Source organism: Streptomyces sp. NPDC042002 (assembly GCF_055588305.1).
In genome coordinates this window covers 1-22,465 of sequence record NZ_JBVJCT010000060.1, presented here as the reverse complement: position 1 = coordinate 22,465, position 22,465 = coordinate 1, and the positions used below count along the sequence as shown (strand labels likewise).

The window sequence follows — 22,465 nt, the reverse complement described above, 5'->3', positions numbered from 1 at the left end:
CGCGGGTGCGATCCACCGAGTAATGCATATATCTGTCGCTCGATGCGGTGAACTCTGCGTCGGCAGAGCGTATTCGGGCGACTTGGAAGGAGTAAGGAGAACAGCCATGCAGCACGGTCCCGCGGTACGCCGCCGCAAGCTCGGCGCCGAACTGCGCGCGCTGCGCGCGGGCTCGGGCCTCACGAGCGGCGAGGCGGCCCGCCTGCTCGGCTGGCACCAGTCGAAGGTGAGCCGCATCGAAACCGGCACCAGCGGGGTGAAACCGGCCGACGTGGAGCGTCTGTTGGACGCGTACGGCGTCGAGGATCCGGAACTGCGCGAGCTCCTCGTCGTGTTGGCGGGATCCGAGGGCAACGGCCGCCATCACTGGTGGCACGCGTACCGCGGGGTACTCCCGCCGGCGTACCGCGACTTCATCAGTCTGGAGTCGGGAGCCAGCGGTATGCGCACCTTGGAGACCTCTGTCGTACCCGGGCTGCTCCAGACGCCGGAGTACGCCCGCGCGGTGACGCGGGCCGCCGTGGACGGACTGGAGGAGAGCAAGCTCGACGCCTTGGTCGAGGTGCGCCTGGCCCGGCAGGACGTGCTGCGTTCGGACCCGCCGCTGGAACTGTCCGCCGTCCTGGACGAGGCGGTGTTACGACGGGAGGTGGGCGGCCCCGATGTCATGGCACGCCAGCTGCGCCGGCTGGCAGAGGCCGCCGCCTTGCCTCAAGTACGGCTCCAGGTACTGCCGTTCGCCGCCGGAGCACACATCGGAGTGACCGGCCCTTTCGTTATTTTCTCATTTCCGAACACAACTGATCTGGATGTGGTTGTTCTCGACCACTTGACGAGTAGCCTCCATCTCGAACGGAAAGAAGACCTCCAGGCCTACGCCGAGGCCTTCAACGCCCTTCAGTTCCACGCCCTTTCGCCCGAGGACTCGTTGGACTACATCGCCGGGATAGGTGACGGCGCGTAAGGAGGCACGTCATGTCCGCAATGCCTCGGTACGTACCCTCCAGCACTTCACTGCACGATGTGCGATGGCTGCGCAGCAGCCGCAGTACCGGGATGAACAACTGCGTCGAGACAGCACGCCCGGGCTCCGGACCCTGGTCCGGAATGGTCGCGGTGCGCGATTCCAAGGACACGGCGGGCCCGGCCCTGGTGTTCACCCCCGGCGTCTGGGAGGAGTTCATCACCGGGCTGAACTGACCCGCACGGTTCACCGCTCCACCGGTTCACCGGCGGAGCACCTCACCGGTTCACCGGTTCCGGCTGATCACGTCCACCGCGTGCTCGATCTGCTCCTCGGTGAGGTCCGCGCGGGCCGTCAGCCGCAGTCGCGAAACACCGTCGGGCACCGACGGGGGACGGAAACAGCCGACAGCGAGGCCCGCCTCGCGGCAGTCGGCCGCCCATCGCACCGCCCGTTCGGGGGACGGTGCCCGCACGGAGACGACCGCGGCGTCGGGTCGTACCGCGGAGAGACCCTCCGCCGTCAGCCGGGTGTGCAGTGCCGTGGCCACCTCGCGCGCCCGCGCCGCCCGCTGCGGTTCGCGGCGCAGCAGCCGCAGTGCCGCCAGCGCCGCGCCCGCCGCCGCCGGCGCCAGACCGGTGTCGAAGATGAAGGTGCGCGCCGCGTTGACGAGATGGTCGATGACCGCCGCCGGGCCGAGGACGGCGCCGCCCTGGCTGCCGAGCGACTTGGAGAGCGTGAGCGTCACGACGACGTCCGGGTCCCCCGCGAGCCCCGCCGCGTGCGGAGCGCCCCTGCCGCCGTCGCCCAGGACACCGAGTCCGTGCGCGTCGTCGACGATCAGTCCGGCGCCGAACTCCCGGCAGGCGAGGGCGAGTTCGATGAGCGGTGCCGCGTCGCCGTCCACCGAGAAGACCGTGTCGGAGACGGTGACGGCGGGTCCGTCGTGGGTGCCGAGCGCCTTGCGCACGCCGTCGGGGTCCGCGTGGCCGACCACCTGTGTGGTGCCGCGGGCCAGCCGGCAGCCGTCGATCAGGGAGGCGTGGTTGCCCGCGTCCGAGACGACCAGTGAGCCGTGCGGCGCGAGCGCGGTGACGGCGGCCAGGTTGGCCGCGTAGCCCGAGGACAGGACGAGCGCGGATTCGAAGCCGCAGAAATCGGCCAGTTCGCGTTCCAGTTCCCCGTGCAGTTCGGTGGTGCCGGTGACGAGCCGGGAGCCCGTCGCGCCGCCGCCCCACGTACGCGCGGCACGGGCCGCGCCCTCGGTGACCTCCGGATGGCGGGCGAGTCCGAGGTAGTCGTTGCTCGCGAGGTCGAGGAGCGGCGAGTCGGCGGGGCGCGGGCGCAACGTACGCACGAGTCCGGCCCTGCGGCGCGCCTCGGCCTGCTCGTCGATCCAGCCGAACGCCATGTGTCCTCCGGGGCTCGCCGCTGGTGCGGTGGCGGTGTTTTGTAGGCAGTGAACAGACCCTAGCGGTCGCTCCGGCGGCCCGAGATGTGGCAATACCCACACGTCGAACCATCTCTGTTGTGCAAACTCTCCTTGGCCGAGAGCGGTCGCATGGTCCAGGATCGGACCTCATGGACCTGCTGAACACGCTGGTGGACAAGGGGCTTCGGCGCGAGCTGCCGACCCGCGAAGAGGCGCTGGCCGTACTGGCCACCTCCGACGACGACGTGCTGGACGTGGTGGCCGCGGCCGGCAAGGTGCGCCGGCACTGGTTCGGCCGACGGGTGAAACTGAACTATCTCGTCAACCTGAAGTCGGGCCTGTGCCCGGAGGACTGCTCGTACTGCTCGCAGCGCCTCGGCTCCACGGCCGGCATCCTCAAGTACAGCTGGCTCAAGCCCGACGAGGCCTCCCGGGCCGCGGCGGCCGGGCTCGCCGGGGGCGCCAAGCGGGTCTGCCTGGTGGCCAGCGGGCGCGGCCCGAGCGACCGTGACGTGGACCGGGTCTCCGACACCATCAAGGCGATCAAGGACCAGAACGAGAACGTCGAGGTGTGCGCGTGCCTCGGCCTGCTCTCCGACGGCCAGGCCGAGCGGCTGCGCGCGGCGGGCGCGGACGCCTACAACCACAACCTGAACACGTCCGAGGGGACGTACGGGGAGATCACGACCACCCACACGTACGCCGACCGGGTGGACACCGTCCAGAAGGCGCACGCGGCGGGGCTGTCCGCCTGCTCGGGGCTGATCGCGGGCATGGGCGAGTCGGACGAGGACCTCGTCGACGTCGTGTACGCGCTGCGCGAGCTCGACCCTGACTCCGTTCCGGTGAACTTCCTGATCCCGTTCGAGGGCACCCCGCTCGCCAAGGAGTGGAACCTCACCCCGCAGCGCTGTCTGCGCATTCTCGCCATGGTCCGGTTCGTCTGCCCGGACGTCGAGGTCCGTATCGCCGGCGGCCGCGAGGTGCACCTGCGCACCCTCCAGCCGCTCGCCCTGCACCTCGCCAACTCGATCTTCCTCGGTGACTACCTCACCAGTGAGGGCCAGGCGGGCAAGGCCGACCTGGAGATGATCGCGGACGCCGGTTTCGAGGTGGAGAACGCGGGCGAGGTGACGCTGCCGGAGCACCGCGCGCCGTCCGGCGGCGGGTGCGGATCGCACGCCGAGGCCGGCTGTGGATCGCACGGCGGCGCGGGATGCGGATCGCACGCCGAGGCCGGCTGCGGGTCCCAGGAGGGCGGCGGGGTGTGCGGTTCGGCCTCCGCGGCTCCGAGCGAGACACTCACAGCTCAGGCCGAGGTGCCCGCGGCTCCGGTCAAGGTGCCCGCGGCTGCGGCCACGGCGCCCGCCGACGCCCGTACGGACCTCGTCTCCGTGCGTCGCCGTGGCGCCGGAACGGATCTCGCGCCCAATGCCTGACCTGTCCGTGCGGGAACTGCTCGACCTCGACCGGCGGCACGTCTGGCATCCGTACGGGCCGATGCCCGGCCGCCAGGACCCGCTGGTCGTGGAGTCGGCGAGCGGGGTCCGGCTGCGGCTGGCCGACGGCACGGGCGAGCTGATCGACGGCATGTCGTCCTGGTGGTCGGCGATCCACGGCTACAACCACCCGGTCCTGAACGACGCGGCACGCGGCCAGCTCGACCGCATGAGCCATGTGATGTTCGGCGGGCTCACCCACGAGCCCGCCGTGCGGTTGGCGAAGCGGCTGGTCGACATCTCGCCGGAGGGTCTGGAGCACGTCTTCCTGGCCGACTCCGGCTCGGTCTCGGTCGAGGTCGCCGTCAAGATGTGCCTCCAGCACTGGCGCTCGCTCGGCCGTCCGGGCAAGCAGCGGCTGCTGACCTGGCGGGGCGGCTATCACGGGGACACCTGGCAGCCCATGTCGGTGTGCGACCCCGAGGGCGGGATGCACGAGCTGTGGCAGGGCGTGCTCCACCGCCAGGTGTTCGCCGACGCGCCGCCGGCCGGGTACGAGGAGTCGTACGCCGACCATCTGCGCGAGCTGATCGGGCGGCACGCCGACGAGCTCGCCGCCGTCATCGTGGAGCCGGTGGTGCAGGGCGCGGGCGGGATGCGCTTCCACTCCCCCGCGTATCTGCGCGTGCTGCGCGAGGCCTGCGACGCGCACGACGTGCTGCTGGTCCTCGACGAGATCGCGACCGGTTTCGGCCGTACGGGTGAGCTGTTCGCGGCGGACCACGCCGGCGTGACCCCGGACGTGATGTGTGTCGGCAAGGCGCTGACCGGCGGCTACCTGACGATGGCGGCGACTCTCTGCACCGCGCGGGTGGCCGACGGCATCTCGCGCGGCGACGTCCCGGTGCTCGCGCACGGCCCGACCTTCATGGGCAACCCGCTCGCCGCCGCGGTGGCGTGCGCGTCGATCGACCTGCTGCTGGGCCAGGACTGGCGGACCGAGGTGAAGCGGATCGAGGCGGGTCTGCGGGACGGCCTCGCGGAGGCCGCCTCCCTGCCGGGCGTCCGGGACGTCCGCGTGCTCGGCGCGATCGGAGTCGTCCAGCTCGACCACGAGGTGGACATGAGGGCGGCGACGGCGGCCGCGGTGCGCGAGGGCGTGTGGCTGCGGCCGTTCCGCGACCTCGTCTACACGATGCCGCCGTACGTCACGGGCGACACGGACCTGGCACGGATCACACGCGCGGTCTGCGCGGCGGCGCGGGAGGGCTGAGATGGCGGTACTGGTGATCACGGGGACGGGCACGGAGGTCGGCAAGACGGTCGTCACGGCCGCCGTCGCCGCCACGGCTCTCGCGGCCGGGCGGTCCGTGGCCGTCCTGAAACCCGCGCAGACGGGTGTACGTCCGCACGAGCGCGGCGACGCCGACGAGGTCGCCCGGCTCGCGGGGGCCGTCACGACGCTCGAACTGGGCCGCTACCCGGAGCCGTTGGCGCCCGCGACCGCCGCCCGGCGGGCCGGCCTCACGGCGGTGTCCCCGCAGTCGGCGGCGGAGGCCGCGGCCAAGCTGGCCACCGAGCACGATCTGGTGCTGGTCGAGGGCGCGGGCGGGCTGCTCGTCCGGTTCGACGACGAGGACGGGACACTGGCGGACGTGGCCGGGCTGCTGGACGCGCCCGTGCTGGTCGTCGCTTCGGCGGGACTTGGCACGCTCAACACGACAGAACTGACGGCCCGTGAACTGCGGCTGCGGGAGCTGGACTTCGCGGGCGTGGTGATCGGCAGCTGGCCGGACTCCCCCGATCTGGCGATGCGGTGCAATCTCGCGGATCTCCCGGCGGTGTCCGGGGGGCCGCTGCTGGGCGCGGTACCGGCGGGCGCGGGGTCCCACTCGCCCGCCGACTTCCGTGCGGGGGCACCGAGTTGGCTTGACCACCGGCTGGGCGGCCGCTGGAACGCGGAAGCCTTCGCGGCGGTACACAGGATCTGACGGAAGTCCTCGTTCGCGACGCGGCGGGGAGCGAGCGGCTCCCTTCCGCACCCCGGCACCCTGGGGCACCCGGCGCACCCCGCACCCCGGCGCAACCCGGCACCCCCGTAGCCCCGTAGCCCGGACCCGAACTCGGGACCCCGCGCCCGGGTGCTCCGGCCCGGAACACCCGTACATGTGTGGCAGGGCGGCGCGACTTCACCCCGTCCGCCCGCGCATCGGCGTCGGCCCCTTTGGCGTAGAGGCGCCCCCGCACGCGCGGCGCGTGCGGGGGACGTCCCGGGGGGACAATCTCGGTAAGCCCCGTCCCCGGGAGGTCCGTCATGCCGTTCATGCCGCTCCGGTCGGCCGGCTCGGGCAAGGTCTCTCCGGAGGCCGTGCACCATCCGGTGTTCGCCCGCTACTACGCCCGCTTCAGCGTCGGCGCGGAGACCCGCATGGGGATGGGCCGGGTGCGCGAACGGCTGCTCACCGGACTGTCCGGTCGGGTCATCGAGATCGGCGCGGGCAACGGCCTGAACTTCGCCCACTATCCGGGCGCCGTCTCGGAGGTCGTCGCCATCGAGCCCGAACGGCTGCTCCGGCGGCTGGCGGTGGAGGCGGCGCTGCGCTGCGAGGTGCCCGTCGATGTGGCGCCGGGCGCCGCGGAGGCCCTGCCGGTCAAGAGCGAGGCGTACGACGCCGCCGTGCTCTCGCTGGTGCTGTGCAGCGTGCGGGACGTGCCGAGGGCGCTCGCCGAGGTACGGCGGGTGCTGCGCCCCGGTGGCACGGTGCGGTTCTTCGAACACGGCAGGGGCGGCGGACGGGTGATGGGGTCCGTTCAGCGGGGCCTGGACGCCACGGTGTGGCCGCGGCTGTGCGGCGGCTGCCACGTGGCCCGCGACCCGATCGCCGCACTGCGTGCGGCGGGGTTCGAACTGGGCCCGTACCGGCGGCTGTCGATGCCCGAGAAGGGACCGCGCCTGCCCACGTCGTACTGCGTTCTGGGCACGGCCCGCCGACCGCTCGGCTAGCACGTGTCCGGCCGATCAGGGCAACTGCGTCACAGGCTCCAGCGGCGCAGTTCGTGCGCGATGTCGTGCACGGTGGCCTCGCCGCTCTTCACCAGACGGGCCAGCTCCCGCACCTGTTCGGGTGAGGTGACGACCTTCAGGCCGCTGGCGACGAGATAGGCGTACGCGACGGCCGAGGCGAACATCGCGTTGGAGCGTTCGAGCGCCGGGACGTGCAGCAGGAGCTGGAGCAGCGCGGCGGCGCGGGCGTGCGGGCTGTCGTAGACGGGAATGCCGAAGATCTCCGCCTCGTGCCGGCTCACGGCGGCGACGAGGGCCCCCCAGTCGGTGACCTGGGGGTCTCCGGGCGTTTTCTGTTCGGCGATCATGAGGAGCCAGGCAAGATCGACTCTGAGACTGCTCAAGGGATCAACGACGACCTTCGCGGGTGCCTTCACGGTCCGAGCCGAATTCCTCGGCGAACACGGACTCGTACTGCTTCATGAAATCGGCGGCGGCCTCCACGAAGGTGTGACCGACTTCCCCGGTGTCCTGCCGGACCAGCTCCTCGATGTAGCGGTTCACGCTCATCCCCCGTTCCAGGGCTCGCTCCCGGGCGGCCCGCGCCGTGCCTTCGTCCACCCGGACGTTCAGCTGAGTCTTCGCCATCCTTCGAAGCTAGCGCGATACCGCTAGCACGGGCAAGGGGGCGTGGGCCAGGGGTGGAGAACCGCGGTGGAGATTGCCCCTTACATCGATACCAGGGGCACACCCTGGGACGGAGACCGTGCGGGACCTAGGGGGGATACCGGGTGTGCCCCGGATCACACTACGCTCGGGCCGGACGAGGAGTCCGGACATCCATCACAGAGGAGGCGGTCTTGTCCACAGCTGCTGCGGAGCAGGTTCCCGGCCGCGCGGAGGGGGACGGGATCGCCGCCCGGGCCCGCGGCCTGACCAAGGCGTACGGTTCCGGCGAGACCACGGTGCTGGCCCTCGACTCGGTCGACGTGGACATCGCGCGAGGCCGGTTCACCGCCGTCATGGGCCCCTCGGGCTCGGGAAAGTCCACCCTCATGCACTGCCTGGCGGGCCTCGACACCGTCTCGGCCGGACAGGTGTGGCTGGGCGACACCGAGATCACCGGGCTGAAGGACCGCGAACTGACCCGGCTGCGACGGGACCGGATCGGCTTCATGTTCCAGTCCTTCAATCTGATCCCCACGTTGAACGCGGCGGAGAACATCACGCTGCCCATGGACATCGCGGGCCAGAAGCCCGACCAGAAGTGGCTGGACCAGGTCATCGACACCCTCGGGCTGCGCGACCGGCTGAAGCACCGGCCCGCCCAGCTCTCCGGAGGGCAGCAGCAGCGGGTCGCTTGCGCCCGGGCGCTCGCCTCCCGGCCCGAGCTGATCTTCGCGGACGAGCCGACCGGCAATCTCGACTCCCGCGCGGGCCTGGAAGTCCTCGGCTTCCTGCGCGAGGCCGTCGACGAACTGGGCCAGACCGTCGTCATGGTCACCCATGATCCCGGCGCGGCCGCGCACTCCGACCTGGTGCTCTTCCTCGCGGACGGGCGGATCGTGGACGAGATGGAGCGGCCCTCGGCAGAAGCCGTGCTGGAGCGGATGAAGCGTTTCGACACGACGCGGGTGACCTTCGACGGCGGGCGCGGCGAGCCCGGTGAAGCGGCGCCCGAAGGCGGCTCCGACGACACGGCCCGCGGCGACGGTGGCTCCGAGGGCACCGCCCACACCGATGCCGACTCCGGTGAGACGACTCGCGCCGATGCCGACTCCGGGGCCACGGCCAACGCCGACGGCGCGGGTGACACCGCTCCCGGCGGCGGCTCCGGTGACGTAACCCTCGACAAGGACTGAGGCGGTCGTGCTCAAGGCGACACTGCGAAGCTTTCTCGCGCACAAAGGCCGGCTGCTGCTCTCGGCGCTGGCCATCGTGCTGTCCGTGGCCTTCGTCGCGGGCAGTCTCATCTTCTCGGACACGGTGACCCGCACCTTCGACCGGCTCTTCGCCTCCACCGCGGCCGATGTGACCGTGGAGCCGAAGAACGACCTGAAGTCGCAACTGCCGACCGGCGCCACCGAGACCGTGCCGGCCTCCCTCGCGAACCGGCTCGCCAAGGTCGACGGAGTCGCCGCCACCCATGTCGACGCGTCGGTGGAGAACGCCCCGGTCGTCGACAGCGCGAACAAGTCGGTCGGACCGACGACGGGCGCTCCCACCATCGTCACCAACTGGCAGATCACAAAACGCAGTCCGGTGAAACTGACCTCCGGGCACGAGCCGAAGGGCAGCGGCGAGGCACTGCTCGACGCGGACACCGCCGACAAGAAGCACCTCGGCATCGGTGACACGCTGACGGTGCAGGCGCAGCCCGGCTCGTTCAAGGCGCGGATCGTCGGGATCGCCACCTTCACCACCACCAACCCCGGCGCCGCGCTCGTCTTCCTCGACACCCCGACCGCGCAGACCAAGCTGCTCGGCCGCTCCGACGTCGCCACGAGCGTCTCCGTGGACGCCGCGCCGGGTGTCGACGACGCCGTGCTCAAGCAGCGCGTCTCCGCCGAACTCGGCACCAGGACGTACGACGTGAAGACCGCGGAGGAGCAGGCCAAGTCGGCCGCCGCCCAACTCGGCGGATTCCTCGACGTCATCAAGTACGTGATGCTCGGCTTCGCCGGGATCGCGGTGCTCGTCGGCATATTCCTCATCGTGAACACCTTCTCCATGCTGATCGCCCAGCGCACCCGGGAACTCGGGCTGCTGCGGGCGCTCGGCGCCGACCGCCGCCAGGTGCGCCGGTCGGTGCTCACCGAGGCGCTGCTCCTCGGCCTGGTCGGTTCGACCCTCGGTCTCGCGGCCGGGATCGGACTGGCCGTCGGGCTGATCAAGCTGATGACCGCGTTCGGCATGAACCTCAAGTCCACGGAGATGGTGATCGGTTGGCCGACACCCGTGGCGGCGTACGTCGTCGGGGTCGGCGTCACCTACGTCGCGGCCTATCTCCCGGCCAGGCGCGCGGCGGTCGTCTCTCCCATGGCGGCCCTCTCGGACGCCGAAGTCGCGGGCGTGGGAAGGCCGTTGCGAGTACGGGCCGTGGTGGGCGGAGTCGTCGGCGCGGCCGGAGCCGCGGCTCTCGCGGGATGCGCGGCCTCCACGAAGACCTCGACCGCGGCCTCCCTGCTGGGACTCGGGGTCGTCCTGACACTGATCGCCACGGTGATCGCGGGGCCGCTGCTCGTCCGGCCGGTGATCCGCGTCCTCGGGGGCGCGTTCCCGGCGCTCTTCGGCCCGGTGGGCCGGATGAGTCAGCGCAACGCGCTGCGCAATCCACGGCGCACGGGCGCCACAGCGGCCGCTCTGATGGTCGGACTCGCCCTGGTCGGCGGGATGTCCGTGGCCAGCGCGTCCATGAGCAAGTCCTTCGACCAGCAGATCGACAAAACCCTCGGCGCCGACTTCGTGCTCCAGAACGCCAACTTCGTGCCGTTCTCGCACGAGGTCACGGACAAGGTGCGCGCCACCGAGGGCGTCGGGCTCGTCGTCCGCCAGCGGTTCACCCCGGTCGCGGTCCGGCTGCCCGACGGCAAGAGGGTCGAGACGACCGCCACGGCCTACGATCCGCAGCTCGACCAGGTCGCCCACACCACCTACGCGCGGGGCGACACCGCGGCGGCGCTCGGCGACGGTCGCATCGCCATGGACGTGAAGTTCGCCGAGGACCACGACGTGCGGGTCGGCAACACGATTCCCGTCGAGTTCCCCGCCGGCCGCAAGACCGAACTGACGGTGGGCGCGCTCACCGACCAGGCCGGCGGCGGCGGGTTCGGGATACAGGGCGGACTCGTCTTCGGCTTCGGCACGATCGAGAAGTACGTACCCGGCGGCCAGGACTCGGCGCTGTACGTGAACGCGGCCCCGGGCACCGCCCCGGACCGACTGCGCCCACGACTGGAGAAGACCCTCACCCCGTATCCGCAGGTGCAGGTCCGTGACCAGGCCGACTACAAGAAACTGGTCCACGACCAGATCGCCGTGCTGCTCTACCTCGTGTACGCGCTGCTCGGGCTCGCGATCGTCATCGCGGTGCTCGGCGTGGTCAACACCCTCGCCCTGTCGGTCGTCGAGCGCACCCGCGAGATCGGACTCCTGCGCGCCATCGGGCTCGGCCGGCGCCAGCTGCGCCGGATGATCCGTCTGGAGTCCGTGGTGATCGCCGTGTTCGGCGCGGTCCTCGGCCTGGCACTGGGGATCGTCTGGGGTGTCTGTGTCCAGCGGGTGCTCGCGCTGCAGGGCATGAAGGCGCTCGCGATCCCCTGGACGACGATCGTCGCGGTCGTGATCGGCTCGGCCGTCGTCGGGATCGTCGCGGCGCTGCTCCCGGCGCTGCGCGCGTCGCGCATGAACGTCCTCGCGGCCATCGCGCACGAGTGACCACCGGCTCGCCCCGGTCCGCCGGGACCGGGGCAGGTCCGCCGGACGTCCGGGGGCAAGTCCACCAGGAGAAGGGATGGTTCATGCCGCGCCCGTTCCGTTTCGGCGTCAGCCTGATCGAACCGGCGCCCGCCGCCGAGTGGGCCGCCAAGTGCCGCCGTGCCGAGGATCTCGGCTACGACGTGATCACGGTGGCGGACCATCTGGGCATGCCCGCCCCGTTCCCGTCGCTGGTCGCCGCCGCCGGGGCGACCGAACGGCCCCGGCTCGGCACGTTCGTGCTCAACGCGGGCTTCTGGAACCCCGCGCTGCTGGCCCGTGAGGTGGCCACCACGGACGCGCTGACGGGCGGCCGCCTCGAACTCGGCCTCGGCGCCGGGTACGTAGCGGCGGAGCACGAGACGGCGAACCTGCCCTGGGGCACCGCGAGCGAGCGGGTCGACCATCTCCTGCGCACGGTCGAGGAGTTGGAGCGGCTCCGCGGCTCGGACCAACTCGCCCGCACCACACCGCGGCCGGGCGGGGAGACTCCCGGAGCGCGGCCCGGCGGGCTGCCGCGGGTGCCGTTGCTGATCGGGGCCAACGGCGACCGGATGCTCCGTATCGCCGCGGAGCACGCGGACATCGCCGCGTTCACGGGCGCGCGCACCCGGCCGAACGGCGCTCTGGAGCCGGTCACGGCCACCGAACTCGACGAGCGCGTCGCGCTCTACCGGGAGGCGGCCGCCGCGCGCGAGGAACCCGCCGAGCTCAACCTGCTGATCCAGATCGTCGCCGTCACCGACGACCGCCGTGCCGCGATCCGGCCGTGGCTGCCCCGGATCCCGCGCCTGACCGAACGACAGGTCCTGGAGCTGCCCATCGTCCTGGTGGGCACCGGGGAGCAGATCGTCGAACAGGTGCGGGCCCAGCGGGAGCGCTACGGATTCTCGTATCTGACGGTGCTGGAGCCGAACCTGGAGGCCTTCGCTCCCGTGGTCCGCGCACTGCGCGGGCGGTGACCGTCCGCATGGCGGAAATACCGTTCCGGCGCGCTGCCCGCGTGATGGGATCGGGCCATGACCGACTTGCGTATACGGGCCGCGCTGCCCGAGGACCTGGATGCCGTTCTCGCCTTCTGGAAGGTGGCCGCCGAGGGCACGAGCGTCAGCGACGACCGAGACGGCGTGGAGCGGCTGGTCGCCCGGGATCCCGGGGCGCTGCTGCTGGCGGAACGCGCCGGGGAGCTGGTCGGCACGGTGATCGCCGGCTTCGACGGCTGGCGCTGCCATCTGTACCGGCTGGCGGTCCATCCCGGGCGACGCCGCCTCGGCATCGGTTCGGCGCTGCTCGCCGCCGCGGAGGAGCGCTTCGTACGGCTCGGAGGGCGCCGCGGGGACGCCATGGTGCTGGAGCGGAACGAGACCGCCCACCATGCCTGGCGCGCCGCCGGGTATGCGCCCGAGGAGCGCTGGCGGCGCTGGGTGAAGCCGCTCACCGACTAGGACTCCAGGACGCCGATGGGCGGCAGGGGCCACCAAGGAGACTCCTTTGCCTGTCCTTTACCCTTGCTGGGCAATCGTTCCTTCGACGAAAGGTGTGAGCGTCCGCCCATGGGCGAGCCTCCCCGTACCCGGAGCCGTGATCCCCACGGTGGCCGCGGACATCGCGCGATCCCCCCGGCCCTGGCCGATCATGGGACGGAGGTGACCCGATGACCGAAGTGTTCCTGCTGCTGGTGGCGGTTCTGCTGTCGCTGGCCTGCGGCGGCTTCGTGGCGGCGGAGTTCTCGCTGACCACGGTCGAACGCAGCGAGCTGGAGCGTGCCGTGGAGCGCGGCGAGCGGGGTGCGTCCGGTGCCCTCAAGGCCGTACGGAACCTCACCTTCCAGCTGTCCGGCGCCCAGCTCGGCATCACCGTGACGAACCTGGTCGTCGGCATGCTCTCCGAGGCGTCGATCGCCAAGCTCATCGCGGGCCCCCTGGAGTCGATCGGCGTCCCGCCCTCGGCCTCCACCTCGGTGGCCCTGATCATCGGCACGGCGCTCTCGACGCTCTTCCTGATGGTCGTCGGCGAGCTGGTGCCCAAGAACTGGGCGATCTCCGCACCGCTGGCCGTGGCCAAGCGGGTGGCGACGCCGCAGCGCTGGTTCAGCGCCGCGTTCCGCCCGTTCATCGCCCATCTCAACAACACCGCGAACCGCGTCGTACGCCGCTTCGGCCTCGAACCCGCCGAGGAGCTGGCCTCCGCCCGGGGGCCCCAGGAACTGGTGGCGCTCGCCCGGCACTCCGCCAAGGAGGGCGCGCTGGAGGCGGACACCGCCGAGCTGTTCGTACGCACCCTGAACCTCGCCGACCTGACCTCGGAGAACGTGATGACTCCGCGCGTCCAGGTCATCGCGCTGGACGTCCAGGCGACCTGCGAGGACGTGGCGAACGCGACCAGGGCGACCGGCCTGTCCCGCTTCCCCGTCTACCAGGGAACCCTCGACGAGGTCGTCGGCGTCGCGCACATCAAGGACGTGCTGACCGTGCACGCCGCGAGCCGGACGCAGACGCCCGTCTCGCAGATCATGCGCGAGCCGCTGCTCGTACCGGAGTCGCTGACCGTCGACCGGCTGCTGGACCGGCTGGCCGACCGGCGCACGATGGCCGTGGTCATCGACGAGTACGGCGGTACGGCCGGGGTCGCCACCCTGGAGGACATCGTCGAGGAGGTCGTCGGCGAGGTGCGCGACGAGCACGACCCGCACGAGACTCCCGACCTCGCCCCGGTCGGCACGGACGACGAGGGCCGGGCGCTGTACTCGGCCGACGGGTCCGCCCGTACCGACCAGCTCGCCAGGGTCGGACTGCGGGTGCCCGACGGGCCGTACGAGACGCTGGCCGGTTTCGTCGCGGCCGAGCTCGGCCGCATCCCCGCCGAGGGAGACACCGTCGAGGCCGACGGATGGCGGCTCGACGTGGTGGACGCCTCGGGCCGGCGCGCCGCGCGCGTGCTGCTGCACGCACCGCACGACGCCGAGGAGGGCGCGCGATGACCGCCGTACAACTGCTGATCGGGCTCGCGACACTCGTCGTGAACGGCTTCTTCGTGGGCGCCGAGTTCGGGCTGATCTCGGTGCGCCGCAGCCAGATCGAGCCGCACGCCGAGCGGGGCGACCGGCGGGCGCGCAGCGTGCTCTGGGGCCTCGAACACGTCTCGGCGCTGCTCGCGACCGCTCAACTGGGCATCACGCTGTGCACCCTGGTGCTCGGCATCGTCGCCGAACCCGCCATCGCGCACCTGCTGGAGCCGGTGTTCCACGCGCTGGGCGTCCCCTCCGGTGCCGGCCACGCGGTCTCCTTCGTCATCGCGCTCACCCTGGCGACGTATCTGCACATGCTGCTCGGCGAGATGGTGCCGAAGAACGTCGCGCTCGCGGAACCCGTGCGGACGGCGCTGACGCTCGGACCGCCGCTGGTCACGCTCTCCCGCGCGCTGCGCCCGGTGATCTTCATGGTCAACGCCTTCGCCAACGGGCTGCTGAAGCTGTTGCGGGTCGAGACGAAGGACGAGGTCTCGGCAACCTTCTCCGACGACGAACTGGCCCGGCTCGTCCAGGATTCCAGTGCCGCCGGGCTGATCGACCACCGCGCCCAGGAGCGGCTGCACGACGCCCTGGAGCTGGGCCGCCGTCCCGTGCACGACGTCGTGCTCCCGGTGGAACGCGTCGTCTACGCGCGCGTGGGCGTCACTCCGGAGGGGCTGGAGCGGCTGTCCGCCGAGTCGGGCTTCTCGCGCTTCCCGGTCGTCGACGAGGGCCGCCGCATCGTCGGCTATCTGCACGTCAAGGACGCGCTGGACGCGACCCCGCGCGAGGTGCCGTTCCGCGTGGAGGACATGCGGCCCATCGCCCGCGTCCGGGAGAGCACCCCCCTGGACGACGTCCTGACGGCGATGCGCCGCAGCCGTACGCATCTCGCGGCGGTCATGGGCAGCGACGGACGGCTCACGGGGCTGGTGACGATGGAGGACGTCCTGAGGGAGCTGTTCGGACAGCCGGCGTAGGGAGGCCGTCCGAGTCGCTGGCGCGGCACACCGGTCGTAGGGGAGATCGCGGGCGAGGCGTACCGGTCACAGGAGAGCCGTGCGGGTCGTGGGAGCCCAGCCGCCCGGCGGTCCCCTGGCCGGCCGGTCCCGGTCGGGCAGGGGACCGCACGGGAGCCGCCCGGCTCCGTCACGGTTCACCGGTGGGACAGCCCGACCGACCGATGAGTATGTGTTCGGGTTACCATCTTTCCCGCCATGCAGATGAATGCCACCTACACCAGCCTCGTCGCGGTCGGCGACTCCTTCACCGAGGGCATGTCGGACCTGTTGCCCGACGGCTCGTACCGAGGATGGGCCGACCTCCTCGCGAGCCGGATGGCGGCCCGGACGCCCGGTTTCCGCTACGCCAACCTCGCCGTGCGCGGCAAGCTGATCGGGCAGATCGTCGCCGAACAGGTCGACGTGGCCGCCGCCATGCGGCCCGACGTGATCACGTTGGTGGGCGGCCTCAACGACACCCTGCGGCCCAAGGTCGACATGGGACGTGTCCGCGGTCTCCTGGAGGAGGCCGTCGAACGGCTCGCCCCCGCCTGCGAGCGGCTCGTCCTGATGCGCAGCCCCGGCCGCGACGGTCCGGTCCTCGAACGCTTCCGGCCTCGCATGGAGGAGCTCTTCACCGTCGTCGACGAGCTCGCCAAGCGGCACGACGCGCTGGTGGTCGACCTGTACGGGGCGCCCTCGCTCGCCGACCCGCGCGTGTGGGACGTCGACCGGCTGCATCTGTCCGCCGAGGGGCACCGCCGGGTCGCGGAGGCCGTGTGGCAGACCCTCGGCTACGAGGCCGAGGACGCTGAGTGGCGCACCCCGATGGGGCCCACGCCGCCGCCCAACTGGGTCGCCCGCCGCGGCGCCGACGCCCGCTTCGCCCAGCAGCATCTGCTGCCCTGGATCGGACGACGGCTGACGGGACGCTCGTCCGGCGACGGACGTCCGGCGAAACGGCCCGAACTGCTCCCCTACGAGGGTCCTGTCGCGGGCGGCCACGGCGGCTGAGTCCGTGATCCGGTGTGGTGGTTCCGGGAGCCACGGGCCTTGCCCGTGTGCGGCGAGACCGAGCGCGGCGGCCACGAAGGGTGACACGTGGGCCGGGAGGAGCGCCGGCCGACGGCTTCCGCCGTGCCCCTCTGACGAGTGACACGGCGGCCCATGCTCCGCATAAAGGAGGACGCTACCGGTTCGCCCCTCGGCCGCCACAGGGCGCACGGGGGGCGCTCGACAGCGCGGGAGTGCCGTTGATGCGCTCACTCACGCGCCCCGGAACTACGGCCGGGCCCGGCGCGTACGCCGGGCCCAGCCGACGGCCCCTCCAGCTTTGCGGAGCATGGAGAGGAGCCGTCTCGCCACCCTGGACGGGATGGCAAGTTACAGGCCAGCCGGGAAACCCAGCCGGAATCAACATCAAAGCACTCATGCGGGGGCCTGAGAAGTACGCCCCTGAGCACTGCCCGAGGAACTTCCTGGCACCTGTCTGTGGGCGTGGCCGGGGGAAAGGCGCGTGCGTACCTTTTGGCACCGACACGCCATCGGTGGACGGATCAGGGCCGATGTGCCCCATCAGCACCCTTGCGGCGAGCTGTCGGGAGGGTGGGAAACCAGCCACGTCGAGCGACCGCGCGTACTGCCGATCAGGGTTGTTCTGCGCCAGGTGCATTACGAGCCCCCGGAACATCCGTGGACGCCGGGCGCCGGTTCGTCTCGTGCAGAGGTGCGGGTCGCCACGGGTGAGAAACAGTCAGCGGAAGCGGTGGCCCCCGGTGGCGATCACGCACTGTCCCCGGCCATTCCGCCGGAGGGGAGGGGGGTCGCCGTCAGCGGACCGTGCGCCATGACGATCGAAGCCAGCGGATAAGGAGGGCCGTCCGTGCCGCGCAGGATCAGCAGGGGCATCCCGCGCTCGTCCTGTCGCCGGCCGAGGGACAGCCAGATGCGGTCGGTCCGGTCGATCTGCCCCATCCCGAGGTCGTAGATCCGTCCCCAGAGGTAGAAGGGGTCGGCGGCGGCGTCGCTCGCTTCCTGGAGGAGTTCGGGGACGCCGTGCGCGGTGAGGTGGACGGCGACTCCCTCCAGGGTTCCCGCGGCCACCTGGGCGTGGCCGGCCGTCCGGGTCCGTACGTTGCGAGCGGCCCCGATCGCGTCGAGCCAGTACTCCCAGTCGGCCAGGCACGTGGCCTTGATGGCCACCGTGACCCGCTCGCCGTCCGCCGAGATCTGCATGGCTTCCAGGCGTGCGAGGTGGTCGGACTGCAGGCCTGCGGCGACCGAGACCGCGCGGGCGGAGGCACTGCCCCAGCCGACCGCGCGTGACCGGGCGGCGGCCGGCCGCACCCGCGGAACCTGGCCGTCGATGCGTTTCGGCACCGACGCCGGGCCGTACTCCGCCAGGGACCGGCCGGCGCCGCGGCCGGCGAGGTGCAGCACGATCGCGCCGCGCGCGGCCGGAACGAGCGGCGAGGACGCGGGAGCGGGGTCGTGCCGCGGCTCGGGGCCTTCGCCACCGAGTGCCGGTCCCTCGCCGTTCGGCGTCGACGCGGGAGCATGATCGGGCCTGGGCTCGGGGCCCTCGCCACCGAGGACCGGCCCCTTGCGATGCGGTCCGGACGCGGGCGCGTGATCGTGCCGGGGCTCGGGCTCCCCGCCACCGGGAGCCGGCCCCGTGCGGTCCGGCGTCGACGCGGGGGCACGGTCGTGCCGCGGCTCCGCGTCGTCGCCGCCGGGGATCAGCCCCTTGCGGTTCAGCGCGGTGGCGATCCTCATCGCGACCTCGCTCGGATAGCCGCAGTCCTCCACGATCGTGTCGACGGTCGCGTGGTAGGCCTCCGGGCAGTTCTGCCAGGCCTCGACCTGTGACCGCAGCCGCTCGAGAACGCCGGCCCCGCCCACCTCCACCAGGCGTCCCTGCGCCTCCAGTTCGGCAACGAACTCCCGCGCGAACGTGCCGAGTTGTTCGGCGAGGTCCGCTTCGACGGCTGTACGGATCCCGGGCACGGTGGTCATGCCGCCACCCCCAGGTACTCGCTGCGCAGCTTGGCCAGGGCCCTGAACTGAAGGGTCTTCACCGCTCCTTCCGACCGTTCCATCTGACGCGCCGTCTCCAGCACCGAGAGTTCCATCAGGAACCGGCGCGTGAGGACTTCGCGTTGCGGCGGCCGCAATTGCTCCAGGGCCTGGAGCAGCAACTCCTCGTCCAGATTGATCAGTACGGTGTCCTCGGTGCTGACAGTGAGGTCTTCGTCGAAGCCGAGCATGTCCTCGACGACGAACTCGCGACGCTGCGCGCTCTTGCAATGGTCGATGACCTTGTTCCGGGCGATGGTGATCAGCCACCCGACGAAGCCGATGCCGCGATAGGTGAAAGTTCCGCGTTTCATCCAGGCGTTGAGAAAGGTCTCGCCGGTGATGTCCTCGGCGACCTGCCGATTGCGTACGCGGCGCTGTACGTAAGCCAGCACCGCGGGGTGGTGCAGAGCGTAGAGCTCCCCGAACGCGTCCCGGTCACCCGCGAGTGCACGGGCGATAAGGGCCGGTTCTCTAGTGTCGAACCGCGGTGTGGCGGCGTTAGCCTCGGCGATCAAGGCCTACTCCGTTCATGAGTGGATGAACTGTGGTGGGCAGGTGCTGCGACGGTCCGCTCCAGCCATGGCCGGGCTCGGGCGCCGGATGACCGGGTCTTCGTGTCCGAAGGGTTTCGAGGTGCCCCCCGCAGATGCCTCGCAGCTCCGGAGCGTGGTCGAGCTGATGCCGAGGCGGTGCAAATAGGGTCCCCTCAAAGGGACTTGCATACGTGCGACTAACTCACAGTCATGCAACATATGCAACTTGCGTACACGTACGCAAGTTGCTTCGCCGGTATCACGGCGAGACTTTTTGTTGGGAACTGGAGTGCGAGCCGTCCCCCTTGGCCTGCCATGACGCCCATACGCCCGTTGACCTGCGAAGATGCACGCATGCAAGTCGCGTGCAAGTTGCATACACGCGCGCTACTCTCCGGGCATGCGGAGCATGGAAGAGTCCCCCCACGAGTCCCGCGGTGAGCGACAAGCTCTCGCAAGGAGGGTTGGCGAGTACCTGACGAACGCTGCGACAGCGGCCGGGTACGACGTCCGCCCACGAGCCGGTGGCCGGGCTCAGCTGGCCATCTCGATTGGAGTGAGCCTGACGACGATCAGCAGAACGCTGGAAGGAAAGACCCTCCCCCTCCCCTCGCAACTGACCTCATGGGCGTCAGTACTTGGCCTCGACCAGCGCGAGATGTTGGTCAACAGCGGCATGCTTCCGCCGGAACACGGGCCTCAGCCTGCGGTTCGGAGGGTAGCCTCAGCAACACTCACCCCGGAGGAGGCCATGGACGCATGGGGAATCACTGATCTCAGAATCCGCACAATGCTCAGCGGGAACATCGTCCAAGCGATCGAGCTCCAAAAGGACCTCGATGCCGACGACAACCGGGGGGCCACTGCAAGGGGGTAACGAAACGTGGCGTACAGACTGGCATTCGCGTCCACCGCCAGCTGCACAGCCGGCTGGACATTCGTGGGCGAGGGCGTCTGGCACCATACATGGGAGTTGGCAGCAGTCGGGGTCGGCCTGTTAATCGTGGGAGTGGCCGGGGCACTTGCGGCCCTGCTCCGCCACACGGTCAACCAGGTCGACGCCCGCACACGGCATGATCTCAGCGTCCTGGCGGAGCACCGACGACGTCTTGAGCTGGACATGCACAAGCGCGAGCTGGACCTGTCCCAGCGAGAGAAAGCCATGGCCCGCAGGGCCACCATCACAGCCATCAGACTCGGCAGTCATGCCAGAGCCCTCGACGAGGCGCGGAACGCGAACACGGCACTCCGCGCCAAGAACTCCCAGCTCATGCAGGAGATCGAGGAAGTCAACGACGAGCGCAACCAGCTGATCACGGCGGAGCTCACGCTCGCCCACGACCGGTTCACTTCGAAGACGTACGGGGGTCTGCGCGCTGTGGTCGGCAGCGAGCAGTCCCACCCGGACCCCCACGCGCAGGCGGGCTACGGAAGCCGCCCCCCGCGTTCGGGATCCTGAACGACCCTACGAAAACGGTCCATCAAAACTCCTCTCCCCTACATACGATGAACAACTGCCTTCTACTCAAAGGAAGTTGAGCGTCTTTTCGCCGGGACCACCGGCGGACGGCAGGAGCGACGACGTGGTCTGTGGTGCCTCTGCGCACGGCACCCCGGTCCCGTCCCCGCACCTCTCACGCACACCCCGGTCCGCCGGGGGGTGCCGCTCCGCCCCGACCTGCGCATTCAGGACGCGGCGGACCTAACAGGACCCGCGCCGGACAGCCGGTATGCTCCATACACGTGACTGCCGCGCCTGCAAAGCCCCGTATCCCCAACGTTCTCGCCGGACGCTACGCCTCCGCCGAGCTCGCCACGCTCTGGTCCCCCGAGCAGAAGGTCAAGCTGGAGCGTCAGCTCTGGCTCGCCGTGCTGCGGGCCCAGAAGGACCTGGGGATCGAGGTGCCGGACGCCGCCATCGCCGACTACGAGCGCGTCCTCGACCAGGTCGACCTCGCCTCCATCGCCGAGCGCGAGAAGGTCACCCGGCACGACGTGAAGGCACGGATCGAGGAGTTCAACGACCTCGCCGGGCACGAGCACGTGCACAAGGGCATGACGTCCCGCGACCTCACCGAGAACGTCGAGCAGCTGCAGATCCGGCTCTCCCTGGAGCTGATGCGCGACCGCACGGTGGCCGTCCTCGCCCGGCTGGCCAAGCTCGCAGGCGAGTACGCCGAGCTGGTCATGGCCGGCCGCTCGCACAACGTGGCCGCACAGGCCACCACCCTGGGCAAGCGCTTCGCGACCGCCGCCGACGAATTGCTCGTCGCGTACGGCCGCCTCGAGGAGCTGCTCGAGCGCTACCCGCTGCGCGGCATCAAGGGCCCGGTCGGCACGGCGCAGGACATGCTCGACCTGCTGGGCGGGGACGCGGCCAAGCTCGCGGACCTGGAGCGGCGGATCGCCGGGCACCTCGGCTTCTCGCAGGCCTTCACCTCCGTCGGCCAGGTCTACCCGCGCTCCCTGGACTACGACGTCGTCACCGCCCTGGTGCAGCTGGCGGCCGCGCCGTCCTCGACGGCCAAGACGATCCGGCTGATGGCCGGGCACGAGCTGGTCACCGAGGGCTTCAAGCCCGGCCAGGTCGGCTCCTCCGCGATGCCGCACAAGATGAACACCCGCTCCTGCGAGCGCGTCAACGGCCTGATGGTCATCCTGCGCGGCTACGCGTCGATGACGGGCGAGCTGGCCGGCGACCAGTGGAACGAGGGCGACGTGTCGTGCTCGGTGGTCCGCCGCGTCGCGCTGCCGGACGCGTTCTTCGCGCTGGACGGTCTGCTGGAGACCTTCCTGACCGTCCTCGACGAGTTCGGCGCCTTCCCGGCCGTCGTCGCCCGCGAGCTGGACCGCTACCTGCCGTTCCTCGCGACGACCAAGGTCCTGATGGGCGCGGTGCGCGCGGGTGTCGGCCGTGAGGTCGCCCACGAGGCGATCAAGGAGAACGCCGTCGCCTCCGCCCTCGCCATGCGCGAGCAGGGCGCGGAGCGCAACGAACTGCTCGACAAGCTCGCCGCGGACGAGCGGATCCCGCTGGACCGCGCGCAGCTCGACGAGCTGATGGCCGACAAGCTGTCCTTCACGGGCGCCGCCGCCGACCAGGTGGCCGTCGTCGTCGGCCGTGTCGAGGAGATCGTGAAGCAGCACCCGGAAGCCGCCGGCTACACGCCCGGGGCGATCCTCTGACCCGGCTCACCCGAGCGGACCTGGAGGCCGCCCGCGACCGGCTCGTGCCGGATGTCGTCGCGGCCGGCCTCTCGGTGCTTTTCTGCGGCATCAACCCGGGCCTGATGACAGCGGCCACAGGCCATCACTTCGCGCGGCCCGGCAACCGGTTCTGGCCGGTGCTGCATCTCTCCGGGTTCACTCCGCGGCTCATGAAGCCGTCCGAGCAGGACGAGTTGCTCTCCTACGGACTCGGCATCACCAACGTGGTGGGGGGGGGGGGGGGGGGGGGGGGGGGGGGGGGGGGGGGGGGGGGGGGGGGGGGGGGGGGGGGGGGGGGGGGGGGGGGGGGGGGGGGGGGGG

21 protein-coding genes and 1 pseudogene are annotated in these 22,465 nt (G+C 71.1%); 17 read left to right on the top strand and 5 right to left on the bottom strand.

Translation table 11 applies throughout. From position 1 onward, the window contains the following. Positions 1-106 precede the first annotated feature (106 nt). Together ACZ6KY_RS40470 and ACZ6KY_RS40465 are read left to right on the top strand one after the other, a co-directional pair. Positions 107-964, top strand: a complete 858-nt coding sequence (locus ACZ6KY_RS40470) for a helix-turn-helix domain-containing protein (RefSeq protein WP_469315254.1) — start codon at positions 107-109, stop codon at positions 962-964. 11 nt (positions 965-975) lie between these two features. Continuing rightward, entirely contained in the window at positions 976-1,200 is a 225-nt protein-coding gene (locus ACZ6KY_RS40465; RefSeq protein ID WP_469315253.1) for a DUF397 domain-containing protein, read from the top strand. A 50-nt stretch (positions 1,201-1,250) separates the two neighbouring features. On the opposite strand, the gene ACZ6KY_RS40460 is transcribed toward ACZ6KY_RS40465, so the two are convergent. Then, on the bottom strand, positions 1,251-2,375 hold the full coding sequence (locus ACZ6KY_RS40460; RefSeq protein WP_469315252.1) for an 8-amino-7-oxononanoate synthase: 1,125 nt from the start codon (positions 2,373-2,375) through the stop codon (positions 1,251-1,253). Between the two features lie 170 nt (positions 2,376-2,545). On the opposite strand from ACZ6KY_RS40460, the gene bioB reads away from it, so the two are divergent. The 4 genes from bioB (at position 2,546) to ACZ6KY_RS40440 (ending at position 6,839) form a co-directional block, all read left to right on the top strand. Next, positions 2,546-3,835: a biotin synthase BioB gene (gene bioB / locus ACZ6KY_RS40455; RefSeq protein WP_469315251.1), complete on the top strand. Its 1,290-nt coding sequence runs from the start codon at positions 2,546-2,548 to the stop codon at positions 3,833-3,835. Continuing rightward, entirely contained in the window at positions 3,828-5,108 is a 1,281-nt protein-coding gene (locus tag ACZ6KY_RS40450; protein ID WP_469315250.1) for an adenosylmethionine--8-amino-7-oxononanoate transaminase, read from the top strand. The genes bioB and ACZ6KY_RS40450 overlap by 8 nt, the downstream gene beginning before the upstream one ends. Position 5,109: 1 nt before the next feature. Next, complete coding sequence (gene bioD / locus ACZ6KY_RS40445) at positions 5,110-5,826, top strand: dethiobiotin synthase (RefSeq protein ID WP_469315249.1); 717 nt, start codon at positions 5,110-5,112, stop codon at positions 5,824-5,826. A 332-nt stretch (positions 5,827-6,158) separates the two neighbouring features. Continuing rightward, entirely contained in the window at positions 6,159-6,839 is a 681-nt protein-coding gene (locus ACZ6KY_RS40440; RefSeq protein WP_469315265.1) for a class I SAM-dependent methyltransferase, read from the top strand. A 29-nt stretch (positions 6,840-6,868) separates the two neighbouring features. Here ACZ6KY_RS40440 and ACZ6KY_RS40435 read toward each other — a convergent pair whose 3' ends face one another. Both ACZ6KY_RS40435 and ACZ6KY_RS40430 read right to left on the bottom strand, forming a co-directional pair. Next, positions 6,869-7,243 carry a hypothetical protein gene (locus ACZ6KY_RS40435; RefSeq protein ID WP_028800408.1) on the bottom strand — a complete coding sequence of 125 codons (375 nt, stop codon included), beginning with the start codon at positions 7,241-7,243 and terminating at the stop codon, positions 6,869-6,871. Between the two features lie 4 nt (positions 7,244-7,247). After that, positions 7,248-7,487, bottom strand: coding sequence for a toxin-antitoxin system HicB family antitoxin (locus tag ACZ6KY_RS40430; protein ID WP_401331866.1), 240 nt, complete (start codon positions 7,485-7,487; stop codon positions 7,248-7,250). A gap of 212 nt (positions 7,488-7,699) precedes the next feature. On the opposite strand from ACZ6KY_RS40430, the gene ACZ6KY_RS40425 reads away from it, so the two are divergent. The 7 genes from ACZ6KY_RS40425 to ACZ6KY_RS40395 all read left to right on the top strand — a co-directional run bounded on the left by ACZ6KY_RS40425 (position 7,700) and on the right by ACZ6KY_RS40395 (position 16,340). Beyond that, the gene (locus tag ACZ6KY_RS40425) at positions 7,700-8,701 is read left to right on the top strand and encodes an ABC transporter ATP-binding protein (protein WP_469315248.1); all 1,002 of its coding nucleotides are present in this window, start codon (positions 7,700-7,702) and stop codon (positions 8,699-8,701) included. A 7-nt stretch (positions 8,702-8,708) separates the two neighbouring features. Then, positions 8,709-11,276 (top strand): ABC transporter permease, encoded by a 2,568-nt coding sequence (locus ACZ6KY_RS40420; protein WP_469315247.1) that lies wholly within the window; start codon positions 8,709-8,711, stop codon positions 11,274-11,276. Between the two features lie 83 nt (positions 11,277-11,359). Continuing rightward, entirely contained in the window at positions 11,360-12,277 is a 918-nt protein-coding gene (locus ACZ6KY_RS40415; RefSeq protein ID WP_469315246.1) for a TIGR03621 family F420-dependent LLM class oxidoreductase, read from the top strand. Between the two features lie 57 nt (positions 12,278-12,334). After that, positions 12,335-12,760, top strand: coding sequence for a GNAT family N-acetyltransferase (locus ACZ6KY_RS40410; RefSeq protein WP_469315245.1), 426 nt, complete (start codon positions 12,335-12,337; stop codon positions 12,758-12,760). 209 nt (positions 12,761-12,969) lie between these two features. Continuing rightward, positions 12,970-14,295, top strand: a complete 1,326-nt coding sequence (locus ACZ6KY_RS40405; RefSeq protein ID WP_469315244.1) for a hemolysin family protein — start codon at positions 12,970-12,972, stop codon at positions 14,293-14,295. Continuing rightward, positions 14,292-15,305: a hemolysin family protein gene (locus tag ACZ6KY_RS40400; RefSeq protein ID WP_469315243.1), complete on the top strand. Its 1,014-nt coding sequence runs from the start codon at positions 14,292-14,294 to the stop codon at positions 15,303-15,305. Before ACZ6KY_RS40405 ends, ACZ6KY_RS40400 begins: the two co-directional genes overlap by 4 nt. A gap of 237 nt (positions 15,306-15,542) precedes the next feature. Then, positions 15,543-16,340 (top strand): SGNH/GDSL hydrolase family protein, encoded by a 798-nt coding sequence (locus tag ACZ6KY_RS40395; protein ID WP_469315242.1) that lies wholly within the window; start codon positions 15,543-15,545, stop codon positions 16,338-16,340. 768 nt (positions 16,341-17,108) lie between these two features. On the opposite strand, the gene ACZ6KY_RS40390 is transcribed toward ACZ6KY_RS40395, so the two are convergent. Both ACZ6KY_RS40390 and ACZ6KY_RS40385 read right to left on the bottom strand, forming a co-directional pair. Beyond that, on the bottom strand, positions 17,109-18,341 hold the full coding sequence (locus tag ACZ6KY_RS40390; protein ID WP_469315241.1) for a BN159_2729 family protein: 1,233 nt from the start codon (positions 18,339-18,341) through the stop codon (positions 17,109-17,111). Continuing rightward, positions 18,338-18,919, bottom strand: coding sequence for an RNA polymerase sigma factor (locus tag ACZ6KY_RS40385; RefSeq protein ID WP_261704212.1), 582 nt, complete (start codon positions 18,917-18,919; stop codon positions 18,338-18,340). The genes ACZ6KY_RS40390 and ACZ6KY_RS40385 overlap by 4 nt, the downstream gene beginning before the upstream one ends. A gap of 418 nt (positions 18,920-19,337) precedes the next feature. On the opposite strand from ACZ6KY_RS40385, the gene ACZ6KY_RS40380 reads away from it, so the two are divergent. From ACZ6KY_RS40380 to ACZ6KY_RS40365, 4 genes and pseudogenes are all read left to right on the top strand, one after another. Then, positions 19,338-19,814 (top strand): transcriptional regulator, encoded by a 477-nt coding sequence (locus ACZ6KY_RS40380; protein ID WP_469315240.1) that lies wholly within the window; start codon positions 19,338-19,340, stop codon positions 19,812-19,814. A 132-nt stretch (positions 19,815-19,946) separates the two neighbouring features. Next, positions 19,947-20,396 carry a hypothetical protein gene (locus tag ACZ6KY_RS40375; RefSeq protein WP_469315239.1) on the top strand — a complete coding sequence of 150 codons (450 nt, stop codon included), beginning with the start codon at positions 19,947-19,949 and terminating at the stop codon, positions 20,394-20,396. A 284-nt stretch (positions 20,397-20,680) separates the two neighbouring features. Beyond that, positions 20,681-22,123, top strand: a complete 1,443-nt coding sequence (gene purB / locus ACZ6KY_RS40370; RefSeq protein WP_469315238.1) for an adenylosuccinate lyase — start codon at positions 20,681-20,683, stop codon at positions 22,121-22,123. Further along, a pseudogene (locus ACZ6KY_RS40365) lies at positions 22,120-22,374 on the top strand (mismatch-specific DNA-glycosylase); the annotation flags it as partial. The gene purB and the pseudogene ACZ6KY_RS40365, both read left to right, overlap by 4 nt. Positions 22,375-22,465 lie beyond the last annotated feature (91 nt).

What these genes read in the sequence shown, in the direction of transcription:
- ACZ6KY_RS40460 (WP_469315252.1), bottom strand. Translation starts at nt 2,375, where the DNA reads ATGGCGTTCGGCTGGATCGACGAGCAGGCCGAGGCGCGCCGCAGGGCC.
- ACZ6KY_RS40415 (WP_469315246.1), top strand. Translation starts at nt 11,360, where the DNA reads ATGCCGCGCCCGTTCCGTTTCGGCGTCAGCCTGATCGAACCGGCGCCC.
- ACZ6KY_RS40390 (WP_469315241.1), bottom strand. Translation starts at nt 18,341, where the DNA reads ATGACCACCGTGCCCGGGATCCGTACAGCCGTCGAAGCGGACCTCGCC.
- ACZ6KY_RS40395 (WP_469315242.1), top strand. Translation starts at nt 15,543, where the DNA reads ATGCAGATGAATGCCACCTACACCAGCCTCGTCGCGGTCGGCGACTCC.
- ACZ6KY_RS40465 (WP_469315253.1), top strand. Translation starts at nt 976, where the DNA reads ATGTCCGCAATGCCTCGGTACGTACCCTCCAGCACTTCACTGCACGAT.
- ACZ6KY_RS40430 (WP_401331866.1), bottom strand. Translation starts at nt 7,487, where the DNA reads ATGGCGAAGACTCAGCTGAACGTCCGGGTGGACGAAGGCACGGCGCGG.
- ACZ6KY_RS40400 (WP_469315243.1), top strand. Translation starts at nt 14,292, where the DNA reads ATGACCGCCGTACAACTGCTGATCGGGCTCGCGACACTCGTCGTGAAC.
- ACZ6KY_RS40410 (WP_469315245.1), top strand. Translation starts at nt 12,335, where the DNA reads ATGACCGACTTGCGTATACGGGCCGCGCTGCCCGAGGACCTGGATGCC.
- ACZ6KY_RS40380 (WP_469315240.1), top strand. Translation starts at nt 19,338, where the DNA reads ATGCGGAGCATGGAAGAGTCCCCCCACGAGTCCCGCGGTGAGCGACAA.
- bioD (WP_469315249.1), top strand. Translation starts at nt 5,110, where the DNA reads ATGGCGGTACTGGTGATCACGGGGACGGGCACGGAGGTCGGCAAGACG.
- ACZ6KY_RS40405 (WP_469315244.1), top strand. Translation starts at nt 12,970, where the DNA reads ATGACCGAAGTGTTCCTGCTGCTGGTGGCGGTTCTGCTGTCGCTGGCC.
- ACZ6KY_RS40450 (WP_469315250.1), top strand. Translation starts at nt 3,828, where the DNA reads ATGCCTGACCTGTCCGTGCGGGAACTGCTCGACCTCGACCGGCGGCAC.
- ACZ6KY_RS40470 (WP_469315254.1), top strand. Translation starts at nt 107, where the DNA reads ATGCAGCACGGTCCCGCGGTACGCCGCCGCAAGCTCGGCGCCGAACTG.
- ACZ6KY_RS40440 (WP_469315265.1), top strand. Translation starts at nt 6,159, where the DNA reads ATGCCGCTCCGGTCGGCCGGCTCGGGCAAGGTCTCTCCGGAGGCCGTG.
- bioB (WP_469315251.1), top strand. Translation starts at nt 2,546, where the DNA reads ATGGACCTGCTGAACACGCTGGTGGACAAGGGGCTTCGGCGCGAGCTG.